The following is a 20358-nucleotide window of genomic DNA, read 5'->3' as shown; positions in this document are numbered from 1 at the left end:
CAGGCACCAAGGAGGCTGCCATGGACCCGCTGGAGCAGGTCACCGCCCGGCTCGTCGCCGAGCTCGGCGACGAGCAGGTCATCACCGACCGCCAACGGCTGCGCACCTACGAGTGCGACGGGCTCGCCCAGTACAAGGTGGTCCCCGGCCTGGTGGTCCTGGCCCGTGACGCGGCCGACGTCGCGACGGCCGTGCGCGCCTGCGCGGACCTGCGGGTCCCGTTTGTCGCGCGCGGCTCCGGCACGGGCCTGTCCGGCGGGGCGCTGCCACGGGCGGAGGGGGTCCTCGTCGTGATGTCCCAGATGCGCGACATCCGCGAGATCGACGCGGCGAACCAGCGCGCCGTCGTCGACCCCGGCGTCATCAACCTCCGCCTCACCCAGGCCACGACGCCCGACGGCTACTACTTCGCGCCCGACCCCTCGAGCCAGTCGGTGTGCTCCATCGGCGGGAACGTCGCGGAGAACTCCGGCGGCGCCCACTGCCTGAAGTACGGCTTCACGACCAACCACGTCACCGGGCTCGACCTCGTCACCCCGGGCGGGGAGCTCGTCGAGATCGGCGGCAAGGCGCCCGACCCGCCCGGCTACGACCTCCTCGGTGCCCTCGTGGGCTCGGAGGGCACCCTCGGGATCGTCACCGCCGCCACCGTGCGCCTGACCCGCCTCCCCGAGGACGTCCGCACGATCCTCGCCGGCTTCGCCTCCACCGACGACGCCGGGGCGGCCACCTCGGCGATCATCGCCGCGGGCGTCATCCCTGCGGCCATCGAGATGATGGACGCCCTGGCCATCGAGGCCGCCGAGAAGGCGGTCCACTGCGGCTACCCCGCCGGCGCGGGGGCCGTCCTCGTCGTCGAGCTCGACGGCGCGGCCGCGGACGTCGAGGGGGAGTTCGACGAGGTGGTGCGCCACTGCCAGGAGGCCGGTGCCTTCGAGGTGCGGGTCGCCGCCGACGACGTCGAGCGCGCCCTCATCTGGAAGGGCCGCAAGTCCGCCTTCGCCGCCGTCGGGCGGATCAGCCCCGACTACATCGTCCAGGACGGCGTCATCCCGCGCACCGCGCTGCCGAAGGTGCTGCGCGAGATCGCCCAGATGTCCGCCGAGCGCGGGGTCCGGGTCGCCAACGTCTTCCACGCCGGGGACGGCAACCTCCACCCCCTCGTCCTCTTCGACGACGCCGAGGAGGGCGCGGCCGAGCGGGCCGAGGAGGTCGCCGGCGGCATCCTCGACCTGTGCATCGCCAACGGCGGGTCCATCACCGGTGAGCACGGCGTGGGCTCGGACAAGGCGAAGTACATGCCGCGCATGTTCTCCGAGGACGACCTGGCCACCATGCAGGCGGTGCGGTGCGCCTTCGACCCCGCCGGCATCTCCAACCCGGGGAAGGTCTTCCCCACGCCGCGGCTGTGCGGCGAGCGTCCCGGCCGTCACCAGGGCGCCCACCCCCTGCAGGAAGCCGGACTGGCGGAGGTCTTCTGATGAGCATCGACATCACCGCACTCGCCCGCAGCCTCGACGGCGCGGGCGAGGTCCGCCCCGCGCAGGACACCGACACCGTCGACGGCGTCAGCGCCGCCGCCGTCGCCCGGCCCACCTCGGTCGAGGCGACCTCCGCCCTCCTGCGCGAGGCCACCGGCCAGGGCCTGGTGACCGTCGCCCGCGGGGCGGGCACCGCGCTGACGTGGGGCGTCCCGCCCGAGCGGGTCGACCTCATCCTGGACACCCGCGGCCTGGACCGTCTGGTCGAGCACGAGGCGGGTGACCTCGTCGTCGTCGCCGAGGCGGGGCTGGCGCTGAAGGACCTCCAGGAGGAGGTCGGCCGCGCCGGGCAGGAGCTCGTGGCGGACGTGCCGCGCGAGCGCCTCGAGGCGGGCTCGACGATCGGCGGCGCGCTCGCGACCGCCGCGACGGGCCCGCGCCGGCTCCAGCGTCTCGCCCTGCGCGACCTCGTGCTGGGCACCACGGTCGTCCTCGCGGACGGCACGGTGGCGACGTCGGGCGGCAAGGTGGTCAAGAACGTCGCCGGGTACGACCTGGCCAAGATCATGACCGGCTCCTACGGCACCCTCGGGGTCATCGTGCGCGCGGCGTTCCGGCTCCACCCCGTGCGACCGGCCCGCCGGTTCGTCCTGCGCAGCGCCCCCCTCGCGGAGGCGGCCGAGCTGGCGCGCACCGTCGTCGCCTCCCGGCTCGCCCCCGCCGCGGTCGAGATCGACCGCCCCGCGGGCAGCGACGAGGCCACGGTCGCGGTGCTCCTGGAGGGCACCGAGGAGGCCGTGACCGCACGGGCCGAGCAGACCCTCTCCCTGGTCGGCGGCGACGTCGGCGAGCAGCCCTCGTGGTGGGCGCGCCTGCCCGGCGGGGACGTCACCGCCAAGGCCACCGCCACTCTCACGGGGGTCGCGGACCTCCTCACCGCGGCGCGCTCGAGCGAGCAGCGCCACGGTGCGTCCGTCGCGCTGCGCGGCAGCGCCCTCGGCGTCCTCCACGCCGGCATCACGGCCCCCGCGCCCGACGCCGTCGCGGCGGTCCTGGCGGACCTGCGCGCCGCGGCACCGAGCCCGCGGGAGGGAACCGTCGTCGTCCTCACGGCCCCGGCCGAGCTGCGAGACGGGCTCGACGTGTGGGGACCGGTGGCCGGCCTCGGCCTCATGCGAGGCATCAAGGAGCAGCTCGACCCCGGACGCAACCTCGCGCCGGGCCGGTTCGTGGGAGGTATCTGATGAGCGTCGACGCGACGAAGGGGACGATGGGCTCGGCGGAGCCGGCGCAGTCGGGCACGACGCTGCCGGACGTGCTCGGGCTCGCCGCCTTCGACGACCACCACCCGCCCGCCCGCGAGCTCATCGACGACTGCGTGCACTGCGGGTTCTGTCTGCCGGCCTGCCCCACCTACAACCTCTGGGGCGAGGAGATGGACTCCCCCCGGGGGCGCATCTACCTCATGAAGGAGGGCCTCGAGGGCGAGCCGATGAGCCCGTCGATGGTCGAGCACATCGACAACTGCCTCGGGTGCATGGCGTGCGTGACGGCCTGCCCCTCGGGCGTGCAGTACGACAAGCTCATCGAGGCCACCCGCCAGCAGGTCCAGCGGCGCGGCTCCCAGCACCGGTCGGTGGGGGAGCGGGCCGTCCGCGAGGCGATCTTCGCCCTGTTCCCCCGGCCGGACCGGCTCCGGCTCATGCGTGGGCCGCTGGCCCTGTACCAGCGCAGCGGGCTGTCCAGGCTCGTTCGCGGCTCGGGGGTCCTGGAGAGGATCTCCCCGACGCTGGCCACGATGGAGGCCATCGCCCCGCCCGTGCAGCGCCAGGTGCGCATCCCGGAGGTCATGCCCGCCAGGGGGCCCCGCCGGATGACCGTGGGGATGCTGCTCGGCTGCGTCCAGCGGGAGTTCTACCCCGGGGTCAGCGCCGCCACGGTGCGGGTGCTCAACCTCGAGGGCTGCGACGTCGTCACCCCGCCCGCGCAGGAGTGCTGCGGGGCGCTGTCGGTCCACGCCGGGCGCGAGGAGGAGGGCCTGCGGTACGCCCGTGCCCTCATCGACGCGTTCAGCGACGCCGGCGTCGAGCGCATCGTGGTCAACTCCGCGGGCTGCGGCTCGACCATGAAGGACTACGCGCACCTCCTGGCGGACGACCCCGCCTACGCCGAGCGCGCGCGGGCGTTCTCGGAGAAGGTCCGCGACATCTCCGAGATCCTCGTCGAGCTCGGTCCCGTCGCCCAGCGGCACCCGCTGCCCGTCACGATCGCCTACCACGACGCGTGCCACCTCTCCCACGCCCAGGGGGTGCGGGCCCAGCCCCGGCAGCTCCTGCGCGGGATCCCCGGGCTCACGCTCAAGGAGATCGCCGACGGAGACCTGTGCTGCGGGTCAGCCGGCATCTACAACCTCGTGCGCCCCGAGCCGGCGCGCGAGCTGGGCGACCGCAAGGCGACGAACGTCGCGGCCACCGAGGCCGAGCTGCTCGTGACGTCCAACCCCGGGTGCCTGCTGCAGATCACCGACGCCCTCGGGCGCCAGGGCAAGCACATGGCGACGGCGCACATGATCCTCGTGCTCGACGCGTCGCTGCGCGGGCTGCCGGCCCAGACACTCCTGGAGAACCCACCGCGCAAGGACCCGACCCGGCCGAAGGTGGGCCGGTTCGGCGCGGGACCCGCCCCGGAGGTGGTGCCGGCCGCCGCGGAGGCGACGGGCGGAGGGTGCGGTACGTGCGCCTGCGGCGCGGGTGGGTGCGGCTGATCCCGGCCCTCCGCGGATCGGCGCCCTGAGCGCCCACCCTGGCACGTGGAGCGGCGTCGCCTGAGCGGCGCCGCTCCTTCGCGCGCGCCCGCTGGCTCGCGTGGTCGCCGTTGTTCCCGCGCCCGCGGGTCAGCCTCGCTCCCGTGCCGGCTGGGGTCAGCTTTGCTCCCCGTGCCCGCTGGGGGCATTTCCGGCTGCCCGCTGCACCCACTCTCCCGGCTGCGCGCCCGACTCGTCCGGTTGACCGCGCCCGACTCGTCCGGTTGACCCGGGGTAGCCCTGCGACCCTTGTTATCGGAAGTCGTCTGGGGTATTGCCCTCGCGGTGTGATGCGGGCTACTGTCCTGTCGTTACTCCGATACGTGAACCATAGTTTCCGTATCGTGAAATTCACGGACATGACCGGCGAGGGTGCCGGTCCCTGGGGGGGCTCGTGGACAACCTAGCTGTACTGGCACTACTCGCAGCGTTGCCGATCATCATCGTCGGCACGCTCCTCATCGGATTCCGCTGGCCGGCGAAGTACGCCATGCCGGTCGGCCTGGTGGCCGTGGTCATCATCGCCGCAGCGGTCTGGCAGATGAGCTGGAACGCCATCGCCGCCTCGACCGTGCAGGGCGTCCTCATCGCCATCGGTCTGCTCTGGATCGTCTTCGGGGCCCTGCTGCTGCTCGAGACCATCACCAAGAGCGGAGCACTGGACACCATCCGGGCCGGGTTCACCCGCATCAGCGCGGACCGCCGGGTGCAGGTCATCATCATCGCCTGGCTCTTCGGTTCGTTCATCGAGGGCGCCGCCGGGTTCGGCACGCCGGCCGCCGTCGTCTCGCCCCTGCTGCTCGCTCTCGGCTTCCCGGCCATGGCGGCGGTCATGGCGGGTCTGATCATCCAGTCCACGCCGGTGAGCTTCGGCGCCGTCGGGACGCCGATGAACGTCGGTATCGGCACGGGCCTGTCGGGCACCGACGGCACCCTCGTCGAGAACGCCGCCGCTCGTGCGGGGGCCCTCGGCCTGGACCAGAGCGAGTTCGTCGCGCACACGGCCACCCAGGTGGCCACGATCCACGCCGTCGTGGGCCTGCTCGTCCCGCTCTTCATGGTGACGCTCATGACCGGCTTCTTCGGTGAGAAGCGCGACTTCCGAGCCGGCCTCGCCGTGGCCCCGTTCGCTCTCTACGCAGCGCTGGCCATGATCTTGCCCTACCTGGCGGTCGCCTACCTGCTCGGCCCGGAGTTCCCCTCCATGCTCGGTGGGTTCATCGGCCTCGTCGTGGTCATGTACACCTCGTCCAAGGGCTTCCTCATGCCCAAGGACGTCTGGGACTTCCCGCCCCGCGAGCGGTGGAGCCCCCGGTGGATGGGAACCGTGGACCCGCTCGAGGAGGCCTCGCACCTCACCAAGCGCATGTCGATGACCCGCGCCTGGGCGCCGTACGTCATCGTCGCCGCGCTGCTCCTCATCACCCGCAACATCCCCGCCGTCAAGGCGTTCCTCACGGGTCCGGCGGTCATCAAGGTCCAGGACATCTTCGGCTCGGGCATCTCGCAGAACATGGACCTGCTGTACTCCCCGGGCGCCATCTTCCTGCTCGCCATCCTCATCACCTACGTGCTGCACCGGATGAACAGCAAGAAGATCGCCGCGTCCTGGAAGGTTGCCAGCGGCCAGCTGCTCGGGGCGGCCTTCGCGCTGCTCACGGCCCTGCCGCTCGTCCGGATCTTCATCAACTCCGGGACCAACTTCAACGACTCGGGCTACAACTCCATGCCACTCACGCTCGCCGAGGGCGCTGCGGACCTCATGGGGCAGAACTGGCCCATCCTCGCCCCGACCATCGGCGCGCTCGGCGCGTTCGTCGCGGGGTCCAACACCGTGTCGAACATGATGTTCTCGCTGTTCCAGTTCTCCACCGGTGAGGGGATCGGGGCGTCCAGCCCCGAGACCGTCGTGGCCGCCCAGGCCGTCGGTGGCGCGGCGGGCAACATGGTCGCCATCCACAACATCGTGGCCGCCGCGGCCACGGTGGGCCTCCTCGGCCGTGAGGGCGACCTCATCCGCAAGACGATCATCCCGATGACGTACTACGTGCTGGCCGCGGGTGCCATCGCGTACATGTGGATCTTCGGGATCGGCCTCAACATCGGCCTCGTCCTCTTCGTCGCGGTCTACCTCGTCCTCGCTGTCGTCGCGTGGAAGCTCTGGACCGCCCACCAGGTCGACAACAAGGAGCTGCAGCTCGCGAAGCTCTGACCCCGTTCCGGCCGCCTCCACGGCTGGCTGCTCGACGGACGACGCGACCCCCCGGCCACGGCCGGGGGGTCGCGTCGTCCCGGACCGGGTCTCATCCGCAGGCCCACCGTGGGAGGTCGACTGGAGCTCGGTCCTCGGGAGGCGAGCTCCGCGGAGCCCGGACACGGTGACCGCCGCGCCGCCTGCGACGCCTGCCGGTGCTCGGGAGGTGGCGCCACGGCGGGCTCGCCCCGTCCGAGGGGCCGCGCTGGTGGGGTGTGGTGTAGGCCATGGTGGGTGGGTTTGACGGTGGGGGTGGGGGCTGCTTAATATTTCTGAGTCCCGCCAGGGAGGTACGGACACCGTGATGGTGGCCGGTCCCGCGGAGACTTTCCCTCTTCGGTTCGTGGTCTTGTGCTGCGGTCGTTGGTGGGTGCCTGGCCGGCGTGGTTCGGTCGATGGAGCTGGGAAACTGGTGAAGTTGACTGGGTGCGGTGGGGGGTATAAGTTAGAGAGGTTGCCCCAGTTCGGGTCCGAGGGTTGTTTCGGGTCTGGGTGGTGTGTGTCTGTTTCTTGAGAACTCAACAGTGTGCCAAGTTTTTGATGCCATTTGATTCTGGGTGTCGTGGCTGGTCTCCTGCTTTTGTGGTGGGGGGTTGGTTGTGGTGTCTGGGGTCTTTGTTTTGTTTTGGTTATCGCGCCTGGTCCTGGCCCCCGGTTGGGTCTGGGTGTGTGTAGTCATGGGTTTGCCCTTGGCCTGCTTTGGTGGGTTGGGGGTGTGCTCTTCGTATGGTTTGTCGGCCGCGCTTTTGGGTGTGGTTTGGCGAGTGTTTTTTAACGGAGAGTTTGATCCTGGCTCAGGACGAACGCTGGCGGCGTGCTTAACACATGCAAGTCGAACGATGATGCCAGCTTGCTGGTGGATTAGTGGCGAACGGGTGAGTAACACGTGAGCAACCTGCCCCTGACTTCGGGATAACCGCGGGAAACCGTGGCTAATACCGGATATGACGCGCTATCGCATGGTGGTGTGTGGAAAGATTTATCGGTTGGGGATGGGCTCGCGGCCTATCAGCTTGTTGGTGGGGTGATGGCCTACCAAGGCGACGACGGGTAGCCGGCCTGAGAGGGTGACCGGCCACACTGGGACTGAGACACGGCCCAGACTCCTACGGGAGGCAGCAGTGGGGAATATTGCACAATGGGCGCAAGCCTGATGCAGCGACGCCGCGTGAGGGATGACGGCCTTCGGGTTGTAAACCTCTTTCAGTAGGGAAGAAGGCCTTCGGGTTGACGGTACCTGCAGAAGAAGCGCCGGCTAACTACGTGCCAGCAGCCGCGGTAATACGTAGGGCGCAAGCGTTGTCCGGAATTATTGGGCGTAAAGAGCTCGTAGGCGGTTTGTCGCGTCTGCTGTGAAAACGCGAGGCTTAACCTCGCGCCTGCAGTGGGTACGGGCAGACTAGAGTGCGGTAGGGGAGACTGGAATTCCTGGTGTAGCGGTGGAATGCGCAGATATCAGGAGGAACACCGGTGGCGAAGGCGGGTCTCTGGGCCGTTACTGACGCTGAGGAGCGAAAGCATGGGGAGCGAACAGGATTAGATACCCTGGTAGTCCATGCCGTAAACGTTGGGCACTAGGTGTGGGACCCATTCCACGGGTTCCGTGCCGCAGCTAACGCATTAAGTGCCCCGCCTGGGGAGTACGGCCGCAAGGCTAAAACTCAAAGGAATTGACGGGGGCCCGCACAAGCGGCGGAGCATGCGGATTAATTCGATGCAACGCGAAGAACCTTACCAAGGCTTGACATACACCGGAAACATCCAGAGATGGGTGCCCCGCAAGGTCGGTGTACAGGTGGTGCATGGTTGTCGTCAGCTCGTGTCGTGAGATGTTGGGTTAAGTCCCGCAACGAGCGCAACCCTTGTCCTGTGTTGCCAGCGGGTTATGCCGGGGACTCATGGGAGACTGCCGGGGTCAACTCGGAGGAAGGTGGGGATGACGTCAAATCATCATGCCCCTTATGTCTTGGGCTTCACGCATGCTACAATGGCCGGTACAAAGGGTTGCGATGCCGCGAGGTGGAGCGAATCCCAAAAAGCCGGTCTCAGTTCGGATTGGGGTCTGCAACTCGACCCCATGAAGTCGGAGTCGCTAGTAATCGCAGATCAGCAACGCTGCGGTGAATACGTTCTCGGGCCTTGTACACACCGCCCGTCACGTCACGAAAGTCGGTAACACCCGAAGCCGGTGGCCCAACCTCTTGTAGGGGGGAGCCGTCGAAGGTGGGACTGGCGATTGGGACGAAGTCGTAACAAGGTAGCCGTACCGGAAGGTGCGGCTGGATCACCTCCTTTCTAAGGAGCTTCACAGCGCATCCGCGTCCCCCCTTGGGGGTCGGGGTGTTTGTGGCTGCTGTCGGTGGCGAGTGTTCACCGGGCAGTTCGCTCATGGGTGGAACGTCAAGGGCTTGTGCATGCTGTTGGGTCCTGAGGGAACAGGCCTGCCGGCCCCGTGCTCTGGTCGCCCCTGTGGGGGTGGTTGGGTGGTGGGGTGGGTGTGGTGGCTGGCCTTCTGGTGACCATTCCTGGCCCGGTCCCCTGTGTGATGTTGGGGGTTCGGACAGGTGTTGGTGCGTTGTTTGAGAACTGTACAGTGGACGCGAGCATCTTTGATCTTTTGTGGCAAGTTTTTAAGAGCATTCGGTGGATGCCTTGGCACCAGGAGCCGAAGAAGGACGTTGTAGCCTGCGATAAGCCTCGGGGAGCTGGCAAACGAGCTGTGATCCGAGGGTGTCCGAATGGGGAAACCCGGCCAGAGTCATGTCTGGTTACCCGCGCCTGAATATATAGGGCGTGTGGGGGGAACGTGGGGAAGTGAAACATCTCAGTACCCACAGGAAGAGATATTCCGTGAGTAGTGGCGAGCGAAAGCGGATGAGGCTAAACCGGGGGTGTGTGATAGCCGGCGGGCGTTGCACCTTCGGGGTCGTGGGACCTGCTTACCGTCTCTGCCGGGGCGGTGTGGAGTGAGAAAGTCGTGGTGTAGTCGAACGGTCTGGGAAGGCCGGGCGTAGTGGGTGAGACCCCCGTAGACGAAACATCGCGGCCTCCTTGTAGGTATCCCGAGTAGCACGGGGCCCGTGAAATCCCGTGTGAATCTGCCAAGACCACTTGGTAAGCCTAAATACTACCTGGTGACCGATAGCGGACTAGTACCGTGAGGGAAAGGTGAAAAGTACCCCGGGAGGGGAGTGAAATAGTACCTGAAACCGGATGCTTACAATCCGTCGGAGCCTCCATGGTTGGGGTGACGGCGTGCCTTTTGAAGAATGAGCCTGCGAGTTAGTGGCATGTGGCGAGGTTAACCCGTGTGGGGAAGCCGTAGCGAAAGCGAGTCCGAATAGGGCGTCTTTAGTCGCGTGCTCTAGACCCGAAGCGGAGTGATCTACCCATGGGCAGGTTGAAGCGCGGGTAAGACCGCGTGGAGGACCGAACCCACTTAGGTTGAAAACTGAGGGGATGACCTGTGGGTAGGGGTGAAAGGCCAATCAAACTCCGTGATAGCTGGTTCTCCCCGAAATGCATTTAGGTGCAGCGTCATGTGTTTCTTGCCGGAGGTAGAGCTACTGGATGGCCGATGGGCCCTACAAGGTTACTGACGTCAACCAAACTCCGAATGCCGGTAAGTGAGAGCATGGCAGTGAGACTGCGGGGGATAAGCTTCGTAGTCGAGAGGGAAACAGCCCAGACCACCAGCTAAGGCCCCCAAGCGTGTGCTAAGTGGGAAAGGATGTGGAGTTGCACAGACAACCAGGAGGTTGGCTTAGAAGCAGCCACCCTTGAAAGAGTGCGTAATAGCTCACTGGTCAAGTGATTCTGCGCCGACAATGTAGCGGGGCTCAAGCACACCGCCGAAGCTGTGGCATTCACGCATACCCCAGCACCCACTCGATGGGTGTTCAGGGGCGTGGATGGGTAGGGGAGCGTCGTGTGGGAGGTGAAGCTGCGGGGTGACCCAGTGGTGGATCCCACACGAGTGAGAATGCAGGCATGAGTAGCGAATGACGGGTGAGAAACCCGTCCGCCGAATGACCAAGGGTTCCAGGGCCAGGCTAATCCGCCCTGGGTAAGTCGGGACCTAAGGCGAGGCCGACAGGCGTAGTCGATGGACAACGGGTTGATATTCCCGTACCGGCGAAGGACCGACCATACCGAGCCCGGTGATGCTAACCACCCAAACCTTCTCCTTGGCCTTCGGGCTGGGGGGCGGGGGCGCGTGGGACCCGATCCGGTAGTAGGTAAGCGTGTTAACAGGGGTGACGCAGACAGGTAGCCACCGCGTGCTTAATGGCAATGCACGTCTAAGGATGCAGGGCGGGGTGCAGGCAAATCCGCACCCCACATAGCCTCAGATCCGATAGTGACCCCGTAGGGGGGAAGTAGGGTGATCCTATGCTGCCTAGAAAAGCCTCGACGCGAGGGACTAGCCGCCCGTACCCTAAACCGACTCAGGTGGTCAGGTAGAGTATACCAAGGCGATCGAGAGAATCGTGGTTAAGGAACTCGGCAAAATGCCCCCGTAACTTCGGGAGAAGGGGGGCCTGAGGGGTGAAGCCACTTGCTGGCTAGCCTTTGAGGGCCGCAGAGACCAGGGAGAAGCGACTGTTTACTAAAAACACAGGTCCGTGCGAAGTCGCAAGACGATGTATACGGACTGACGCCTGCCCGGTGCTGGAAGGTTAAGAGGACGGGTCAGCCGCAAGGCGAAGCTCAGAATTTAAGCCCCAGTAAACGGCGGTGGTAACTATAACCATCCTAAGGTAGCGAAATTCCTTGTCGGGTAAGTTCCGACCTGCACGAATGGCGTAACGACTTCTCCGCTGTCTCAACCGCGAACTCGGCGAAATTGCACTACGAGTAAAGATGCTCGTTACGCGCAGCAGGACGGAAAGACCCCGGGACCTTTACTATAGCTTGGTATTGGTGTTCGGTACGGCTTGTGTAGGATAGGTGGGAGACTGTGAAGCATTCACGCCAGTGAGTGTGGAGTCATCGTTGAAATACCACTCTGGTCGTACTGCACATCTAACCTCGGTCCGTGATCCGGACCAGGGACAGTGCCTGGTGGGTAGTTTAACTGGGGCGGTTGCCTCCTAAAATGTAACGGAGGCGCTCAAAGGTTCCCTCAGCCTGGTTGGCAATCAGGTGTCGAGTGCAAGTGCACAAGGGAGCTTGACTGTGAGACTGACAGGTCGAGCAGGGACGAAAGTCGGAACTAGTGATCCGGCGGTGGCTTGTGGAAGCGCCGTCGCTCAACGGATAAAAGGTACCCCGGGGATAACAGGCTGATCTTGCCCAAGAGTCCATATCGACGGCATGGTTTGGCACCTCGATGTCGGCTCGTCGCATCCTGGGGCTGGAGTAGGTCCCAAGGGTTGGGCTGTTCGCCCATTAAAGCGGTACGCGAGCTGGGTTTAGAACGTCGTGAGACAGTTCGGTCCCTATCCGCTGCGCGCGCAGGAAACTTGAGAAGGGCTGTCCCTAGTACGAGAGGACCGGGACGGACGAACCTCTGGTGTGCCAGTTGTTCCGCCAGGAGCACGGCTGGTTGGCTACGTTCGGGAGGGATAACCGCTGAAAGCATCTAAGCGGGAAGCCTGCTTCAAGATGAGGTTTCCACCAGGCTTGTCCTGGGAAGGCCCCCAGCAGACCACTGGGTTGATAGGCCGGATGTGGAAGCGAGGACTAACGACTCGTGAAGCTGACCGGTACTAATTGGCCGACAACTTGCCACAACACAAAGCATCCAAACGACTGCTTGCGTCCACTGTACGGTTCCCGGGTAACGCACCCCGCACCCCACACACCCCACCACCACCCCCACACCGGGTGGCCGGCGGAAACGAGGGGAACGCGGAAGGGGTTGCGCACAACTCGACAGAGTTACGGCGGTCATAGCGAGGGGGAAACGCCCGGTCCCATTCCGAACCCGGAAGCTAAGCCCCTCAGCGCCGATGGTACTGCACGGGAGACTGTGTGGGAGAGTAGGACACCGCCGAACACCATTGTGGAAAGGCCACACCCGAAAGGGTGTGGCCTTTCTGCATTCCCGGTCCCAACAGATTTCAGCATCTCCGGACCCACAAAGGCGCCGTGCCCGCGCGGGTGCCCGCTCCCTTCTTCGTATCCGACCTCTCCCCGACCCGGGCCGGGCGTACCGCTTACCGCTCACACCACGGGCACAGACACACTCCCAGCGCCGGGCCGCCACGCGACTTGGTGGCTCAGGACGCCGTGCCGGTGTCCCGCGCCGGTGTCCGATGCTCGGCCACGTGAGCAGCGGTGGAAGCGGGTCGCTCTAGACTCAGCCGCATGGATGACACAGCTACCGGCCCGGACATCAAGCCCCGTAGCCGCACGGTCACGGATGGCATCGAGGCCACCGCCGCGCGCGGCATGCTTCGCGCGGTGGGTATGGGCGACGAGGACTTTGCCAAGCCCCAGATCGGAGTCGCGAGCTCCTGGAACGAGATCACCCCCTGCAACCTCTCCCTCGACCGCCTGGCGCAGGCCGCGAAGGACGGCGTCCACGCCGGCGGCGGATATCCACTCCAGTTCGGGACCATCTCGGTCTCTGACGGGATCTCGATGGGGCACGAGGGGATGCACTTCTCGCTGGTCTCCCGCGACGTGATCGCCGACTCCGTCGAGACCGTCATGCAGGCCGAGCGCCTCGACGGATCGGTGCTGCTCGCCGGGTGTGACAAGTCGCTTCCCGGCATGCTCATGGCGGCGGCGCGGCTCGACCTGGCGAGCGTCTTCATCTACGCCGGCACGATCATGCCGGGATGGGTGAAGCTCTCGGACGGCACCGAGAAGGACGTGACCATCATCGATGCGTTCGAGGCGGTCGGGGCCTGCTCCCGCGGCCTCATGAGCACCGAGGACCTCGAGCGGATCGAGCGCGCGATCTGTCCGGGTGAGGGTGCCTGCGGTGGCTACTACACGGCGAACACCATGGCGACGGTCGCCGAGGCGATCGGCATGTCGATCCCCGGTTCGGCCAGCCCGCCCTCGGCCGACCGGCGCCGCGACGCCGCCGCCCGGCGGGCCGGCGAGGCGGTGGTGGAACTGCTCCGGCAGGGCATCACCTCGCACGACATCATGACGAAGGCAGCGTTCGAGAACGCCATCGCGGTGGTCCAGGCCTTCGGGGGATCCACCAACGCGGTCCTCCACCTCCTCGCCATCGCGCACGAGGCGGACGTCGACCTCACCCTCGACGACTTCCGGCGGATCGGCGCCAAGGTTCCCCACCTCGCCGACCTCAAGCCCTACGGCCGGTACGTCATGAACGACGTGGACCGGGTGGGCGGCATCCAGGTGGTCATGAGGTCGCTGTTCGACGCCGGGCTCCTCGACGGTGACTGCATGACCGTCACCGGGCGGACCGTCGCGGAGAACCTCGAGAAGCTCGACCCGCCCGCACCGGACGGGAAGGTGCTCCGCGCGGCATCGACGCCGATCGCACCCACCGGCGGCATCACCATCCTCCACGGCTCCCTCGCACCCGAGGGCGCCGTCGTGAAGTCGGCCGGCTTCGAGTCCGACGTCTTCGAGGGCACCGCGCGCGTGTTCGACCGTGAACGGGCTGCGATGGACGCGCTCGAGAACGGCACGATCGGTCATGGGGACGTCGTCGTGATCCGGTACGAGGGACCGAAGGGTGGGCCGGGCATGCGCGAGATGCTCGCGATCACCGGTGCCATCAAGGGCGCCGGCCTGGGCAAGGACGTCCTGCTGCTCACGGACGGCCGGTTCTCGGGCGGGACCACCGGTCTGTGCGTGGGACACATCGCCCCCGAGGCGGTCGACGGCGGTCCCATCGCGTTCATCCAGGACGGCGACCAGATCCGGCTCGACGTCGCCGGCGGTCGCCTCGAGCTTCTCGTCGACGACGCCGAGCTCTCTCGTCGCCGTGACGGCTGGCAGCCCCTGCCGCCCCGGTACACCAAGGGCGTCCTCGGCAAGTACACCAAGCTCGTCCGCTCGGCCTCCCGAGGAGCGATCCTCGAGTAGGGACGACGCAGGCCCCGCCGTCGACGCACATGCACAGCGCCCCACCCGGCTCGGGTGGGGCGCTGTCGCGCTCCCACGCGCCGCGGCGCCGTGTGTGTTGGCGGTGTGGTGCCGCCGGCCGGGGTCTCGTGGGCTGGTGGGGTGTGGTGTAGGCCATGGTGGGTGGGTTTGACGGTGGGGGTGGGGGCTGCTTAATATTTCTGAGTCCCGCCAGGGAGGTACGGACACCGTGATGGTGGCCGGTCCCGCGGAGACTTTCCCTCTTCGGTTCGTGGTCTTGTGCTGCGGTCGTTGGTGGGTGCCTGGCCGGCGTGGTTCGGTCGATGGAGCTGGGAAACTGGTGAAGTTGACTGGGTGCGGTGGGGGGTATAAGTTAGAGAGGTTGCCCCAGTTCGGGTCCGAGGGTTGTTTCGGGTCTGGGTGGTGTGTGTCTGTTTCTTGAGAACTCAACAGTGTGCCAAGTTTTTGATGCCATTTGATTCTGGGTGTCGTGGCTGGTCTCCTGCTTTTGTGGTGGGGGGTTGGTTGTGGTGTCTGGGGTCTTTGTTTTGTTTTGGTTATCGCGCCTGGTCCTGGCCCCCGGTTGGGTCTGGGTGTGTGTAGTCATGGGTTTGCCCTTGGCCTGCTTTGGTGGGTTGGGGGTGTGCTCTTCGTATGGTTTGTCGGCCGCGCTTTTGGGTGTGGTTTGGCGAGTGTTTTTTAACGGAGAGTTTGATCCTGGCTCAGGACGAACGCTGGCGGCGTGCTTAACACATGCAAGTCGAACGATGATGCCAGCTTGCTGGTGGATTAGTGGCGAACGGGTGAGTAACACGTGAGCAACCTGCCCCTGACTTCGGGATAACCGCGGGAAACCGTGGCTAATACCGGATATGACGCGCTATCGCATGGTGGTGTGTGGAAAGATTTATCGGTTGGGGATGGGCTCGCGGCCTATCAGCTTGTTGGTGGGGTGATGGCCTACCAAGGCGACGACGGGTAGCCGGCCTGAGAGGGTGACCGGCCACACTGGGACTGAGACACGGCCCAGACTCCTACGGGAGGCAGCAGTGGGGAATATTGCACAATGGGCGCAAGCCTGATGCAGCGACGCCGCGTGAGGGATGACGGCCTTCGGGTTGTAAACCTCTTTCAGTAGGGAAGAAGGCCTTCGGGTTGACGGTACCTGCAGAAGAAGCGCCGGCTAACTACGTGCCAGCAGCCGCGGTAATACGTAGGGCGCAAGCGTTGTCCGGAATTATTGGGCGTAAAGAGCTCGTAGGCGGTTTGTCGCGTCTGCTGTGAAAACGCGAGGCTTAACCTCGCGCCTGCAGTGGGTACGGGCAGACTAGAGTGCGGTAGGGGAGACTGGAATTCCTGGTGTAGCGGTGGAATGCGCAGATATCAGGAGGAACACCGGTGGCGAAGGCGGGTCTCTGGGCCGTTACTGACGCTGAGGAGCGAAAGCATGGGGAGCGAACAGGATTAGATACCCTGGTAGTCCATGCCGTAAACGTTGGGCACTAGGTGTGGGACCCATTCCACGGGTTCCGTGCCGCAGCTAACGCATTAAGTGCCCCGCCTGGGGAGTACGGCCGCAAGGCTAAAACTCAAAGGAATTGACGGGGGCCCGCACAAGCGGCGGAGCATGCGGATTAATTCGATGCAACGCGAAGAACCTTACCAAGGCTTGACATACACCGGAAACATCCAGAGATGGGTGCCCCGCAAGGTCGGTGTACAGGTGGTGCATGGTTGTCGTCAGCTCGTGTCGTGAGATGTTGGGTTAAGTCCCGCAACGAGCGCAACCCTTGTCCTGTGTTGCCAGCGGGTTATGCCGGGGACTCATGGGAGACTGCCGGGGTCAACTCGGAGGAAGGTGGGGATGACGTCAAATCATCATGCCCCTTATGTCTTGGGCTTCACGCATGCTACAATGGCCGGTACAAAGGGTTGCGATGCCGCGAGGTGGAGCGAATCCCAAAAAGCCGGTCTCAGTTCGGATTGGGGTCTGCAACTCGACCCCATGAAGTCGGAGTCGCTAGTAATCGCAGATCAGCAACGCTGCGGTGAATACGTTCTCGGGCCTTGTACACACCGCCCGTCACGTCACGAAAGTCGGTAACACCCGAAGCCGGTGGCCCAACCTCTTGTAGGGGGGAGCCGTCGAAGGTGGGACTGGCGATTGGGACGAAGTCGTAACAAGGTAGCCGTACCGGAAGGTGCGGCTGGATCACCTCCTTTCTAAGGAGCTTCACAGCGCATCCGCGTCCCCCCTTGGGGGTCGGGGTGTTTGTGGCTGCTGTCGGTGGCGAGTGTTCACCGGGCAGTTCGCTCATGGGTGGAACGTCAAGGGCTTGTGCATGCTGTTGGGTCCTGAGGGAACAGGCCTGCCGGCCCCGTGCTCTGGTCGCCCCTGTGGGGGTGGTTGGGTGGTGGGGTGGGTGTGGTGGCTGGCCTTCTGGTGACCATTCCTGGCCCGGTCCCCTGTGTGATGTTGGGGGTTCGGGGAGGTGTTGGTGCGTTGTTTGAGAACTGTACAGTGGACGCGAGCATCTTTGATCTTTTGTGGCAAGTTTTTAAGAGCATTCGGTGGATGCCTTGGCACCAGGAGCCGAAGAAGGACGTTGTAGCCTGCGATAAGCCTCGGGGAGCTGGCAAACGAGCTGTGATCCGAGGGTGTCCGAATGGGGAAACCCGGCCAGAGTCATGTCTGGTTACCCGCGCCTGAATATATAGGGCGTGTGGGGGGAACGTGGGGAAGTGAAACATCTCAGTACCCACAGGAAGAGATATTCCGTGAGTAGTGGCGAGCGAAAGCGGATGAGGCTAAACCGGGGGTGTGTGATAGCCGGCGGGCGTTGCACCTTCGGGGTCGTGGGACCTGCTTACCGTCTCTGCCGGGGCGGTGTGGAGTGAGAAAGTCGTGGTGTAGTCGAACGGTCTGGGAAGGCCGGGCGTAGTGGGTGAGACCCCCGTAGACGAAACATCGCGGCCTCCTTGTAGGTATCCCGAGTAGCACGGGGCCCGTGAAATCCCGTGTGAATCTGCCAAGACCACTTGGTAAGCCTAAATACTACCTGGTGACCGATAGCGGACTAGTACCGTGAGGGAAAGGTGAAAAGTACCCCGGGAGGGGAGTGAAATAGTACCTGAAACCGGATGCTTACAATCCGTCGGAGCCTCCATGGTTGGGGTGACGGCGTGCCTTTTGAAGAATGAGCCTGCGAGTTAGTGGCATGTGGCGAGGTTAACCCGTGTGGGGAAGCCGTAGCGAAAGCGAGTCCGAATAGGGCGTCTTTAGTCGCGTGCTCTAGACCCGAAGCGGAGTGATCTACCCATGGGCAGGTTGAAGCGCGGGTAAGACCGCGTGGAGGACCGAACCCACTTAGGTTGAAAACTGAGGGGATGACCTGTGGGTAGGGGTGAAAGGCCAATCAAACTCCGTGATAGCTGGTTCTCCCCGAAATGCATTTAGGTGCAGCGTCATGTGTTTCTTGCCGGAGGTAGAGCTACTGGATGGCCGATGGGCCCTACAAGGTTACTGACGTCAACCAAACTCCGAATGCCGGTAAGTGAGAGCATGGCAGTGAGACTGCGGGGGATAAGCTTCGTAGTCGAGAGGGAAACAGCCCAGACCACCAGCTAAGGCCCCCAAGCGTGTGCTAAGTGGGAAAGGATGTGGAGTTGCACAGACAACCAGGAGGTTGGCTTAGAAGCAGCCACCCTTGAAAGAGTGCGTAATAGCTCACTGGTCAAGTGATTCTGCGCCGACAATGTAGCGGGGCTCAAGCACACCGCCGAAGCTGTGGCATTCACGCATACCCCAGCACCCACTCGATGGGTGTTCAGGGGCGTGGATGGGTAGGGGAGCGTCGTGTGGGAGGTGAAGCTGCGGGGTGACCCAGTGGTGGATCCCACACGAGTGAGAATGCAGGCATGAGTAGCGAATGACGGGTGAGAAACCCGTCCGCCGAATGACCAAGGGTTCCAGGGCCAGGCTAATCCGCCCTGGGTAAGTCGGGACCTAAGGCGAGGCCGACAGGCGTAGTCGATGGACAACGGGTTGATATTCCCGTACCGGCGAAGGACCGACCATACCGAGCCCGGTGATGCTAACCACCCAAACCTTCTCCTTGGCCTTCGGGCTGGGGGGCGGGGGCGCGTGGGACCCGATCCGGTAGTAGGTAAGCGTGTTAACAGGGGTGACGCAGACAGGTAGCCACCGCGTGCTTAATGGCAATGCACGTCTAAGGATGCAGGGCGGGGTGCAGGCAAATCCGCACCCCACATAGCCTCAGATCCGATAGTGACCCCGTAGGGGGGAAGTAGGGTGATCCTATGCTGCCTAGAAAAGCCTCGACGCGAGGGACTAGCCGCCCGTACCCTAAACCGACTCAGGTGGTCAGGTAGAGTATACCAAGGCGATCGAGAGAATCGTGGTTAAGGAACTCGGCAAAATGCCCCCGTAACTTCGGGAGAAGGGGGGCCTGAGGGGTGAAGCCACTTGCTGGCTAGCCTTTGAGGGCCGCAGAGACCAGGGAGAAGCGACTGTTTACTAAAAACACAGGTCCGTGCGAAGTCGCAAGACGATGTATACGGACTGACGCCTGCCCGGTGCTGGAAGGTTAAGAGGACGGGTCAGCCGCAAGGCGAAGCTCAGAATTTAAGCCCCAGTAAACGGCGGTGGTAACTATAACCATCCTAAGGTAGCGAAATTCCTTGTCGGGTAAGTTCCGACCTGCACGAATGGCGTAACGACTTCTCCGCTGTCTCAACCGCGAACTCGGCGAAATTGCACTACGAGTAAAGATGCTCGTTACGCGCAGCAGGACGGAAAGACCCCGGGACCTTTACTATAGCTTGGTATTGGTGTTCGGTACGGCTTGTGTAGGATAGGTGGGAGACTGTGAAGCATTCACGCCAGTGAGTGTGGAGTCATCGTTGAAATACCACTCTGGTCGTACTGCACATCTAACCTCGGTCCGTGATCCGGACCAGGGACAGTGCCTGGTGGGTAGTTTAACTGGGGCGGTTGCCTCCTAAAATGTAACGGAGGCGCTCAAAGGTTCCCTCAGCCTGGTTGGCAATCAGGTGTCGAGTGCAAGTGCACAAGGGAGCTTGACTGTGAGACTGACAGGTCGAGCAGGGACGAAAGTCGGAACTAGTGATCCGGCGGTGGCTTGTGGAAGCGCCGTCGCTCAACGGATAAAAGGTACCCCGGGGATAACAGGCTGATCTTGCCCAAGAGTCCATATCGACGGCATGGTTTGGCACCTCGATGTCGGCTCGTCGCATCCTGGGGCTGGAGTAGGTCCCAAGGGTTGGGCTGTTCGCCCATTAAAGCGGTACGCGAGCTGGGTTTAGAACGTCGTGAGACAGTTCGGTCCCTATCCGCTGCGCGCGCAGGAAACTTGAGAAGGGCTGTCCCTAGTACGAGAGGACCGGGACGGACGAACCTCTGGTGTGCCAGTTGTTCCGCCAGGAGCACGGCTGGTTGGCTACGTTCGGGAGGGATAACCGCTGAAAGCATCTAAGCGGGAAGCCTGCTTCAAGATGAGGTTTCCACCAGGCTTGTCCTGGGAAGGCCCCCAGCAGACCACTGGGTTGATAGGCCGGATGTGGAAGCGAGGACTAACGACTCGTGAAGCTGACCGGTACTAATTGGCCGACAACTTGCCACAACACAAAGCATCCAAACGACTGCTTGCGTCCACTGTACGGTTCCCGGGTAACGCACCCCGCACCCCACACACCCCACCACCACCCCCACACCGGGTGGCCGGCGGAAACGAGGGGAACGCGGAAGGGGTTGCGCACAA

5 protein-coding genes and 5 rRNA genes are annotated in these 20358 nt (G+C 64.3%); all 10 read left to right on the top strand.

All coding sequences use genetic code 11. From position 1 onward, the window contains the following. Positions 1 to 20 precede the first annotated feature (20 nt). The 10 genes from AAEM63_RS12745 (at position 21) to AAEM63_RS12700 (ending at position 20220) form a co-directional block, all read left to right on the top strand. Positions 21 to 1481: an FAD-linked oxidase C-terminal domain-containing protein gene (locus AAEM63_RS12745; RefSeq protein ID WP_341358635.1), complete on the top strand. Its 1461-nt coding sequence runs from the start codon at positions 21 to 23 to the stop codon at positions 1479 to 1481. Then, on the top strand, positions 1481 to 2725 hold the full coding sequence (locus tag AAEM63_RS12740) for an FAD-binding oxidoreductase (protein ID WP_341358634.1): 1245 nt from the start codon (positions 1481 to 1483) through the stop codon (positions 2723 to 2725). The genes AAEM63_RS12745 and AAEM63_RS12740 overlap by 1 nt, the downstream gene beginning before the upstream one ends. Beyond that, on the top strand, positions 2725 to 4245 hold the full coding sequence (locus tag AAEM63_RS12735) for a heterodisulfide reductase-related iron-sulfur binding cluster (protein ID WP_341358633.1): 1521 nt from the start codon (positions 2725 to 2727) through the stop codon (positions 4243 to 4245). The genes AAEM63_RS12740 and AAEM63_RS12735 overlap by 1 nt, the downstream gene beginning before the upstream one ends. A 433-nt stretch (positions 4246 to 4678) precedes the next feature. Beyond that, positions 4679 to 6496 carry an L-lactate permease gene (locus AAEM63_RS12730; protein WP_341358632.1) on the top strand — a complete coding sequence of 606 codons (1818 nt, stop codon included), beginning with the start codon at positions 4679 to 4681 and terminating at the stop codon, positions 6494 to 6496. A gap of 813 nt (positions 6497 to 7309) precedes the next feature. After that, a 16S ribosomal RNA gene (locus AAEM63_RS12725) occupies positions 7310 to 8833 on the top strand. Positions 8834 to 9158: 325 nt separating this feature from the next. Beyond that, positions 9159 to 12273: ribosomal RNA gene (locus tag AAEM63_RS12720) — 23S ribosomal RNA — on the top strand. Between the two features lie 149 nt (positions 12274 to 12422). Then, a 5S ribosomal RNA gene (rrf, locus tag AAEM63_RS12715) occupies positions 12423 to 12539 on the top strand. Together the 16S, 23S and 5S rRNA genes form the textbook arrangement of a ribosomal RNA operon. A gap of 311 nt (positions 12540 to 12850) precedes the next feature. Further along, complete coding sequence (gene ilvD / locus AAEM63_RS12710) at positions 12851 to 14557, top strand: dihydroxy-acid dehydratase (RefSeq protein WP_341358631.1); 1707 nt, start codon at positions 12851 to 12853, stop codon at positions 14555 to 14557. 699 nt (positions 14558 to 15256) lie between these two features. Then, a 16S ribosomal RNA gene (locus AAEM63_RS12705) occupies positions 15257 to 16780 on the top strand. A 325-nt stretch (positions 16781 to 17105) separates the two neighbouring features. After that, positions 17106 to 20220: ribosomal RNA gene (locus AAEM63_RS12700) — 23S ribosomal RNA — on the top strand. Positions 20221 to 20358: the final 138 nt, after the last annotated feature.

Source organism: Georgenia sp. M64, assembly GCF_038049925.1.
GTDB lineage: Bacteria > Actinomycetota > Actinomycetes > Actinomycetales > Actinomycetaceae > Georgenia.
This window is presented reverse-complemented; position numbering and strand designations above follow the sequence as displayed.

Bases quoted from the DNA above. Each gene is read 5' to 3' on its own strand.
- ilvD (WP_341358631.1), top strand. From the start codon at position 12,851: ATGGATGACACAGCTACCGGCCCGGACATCAAGCCCCGTAGCCGCACG.
- AAEM63_RS12745 (WP_341358635.1), top strand. From the start codon at position 21: ATGGACCCGCTGGAGCAGGTCACCGCCCGGCTCGTCGCCGAGCTCGGC.
- AAEM63_RS12735 (WP_341358633.1), top strand. From the start codon at position 2,725: ATGAGCGTCGACGCGACGAAGGGGACGATGGGCTCGGCGGAGCCGGCG.
- AAEM63_RS12740 (WP_341358634.1), top strand. From the start codon at position 1,481: ATGAGCATCGACATCACCGCACTCGCCCGCAGCCTCGACGGCGCGGGC.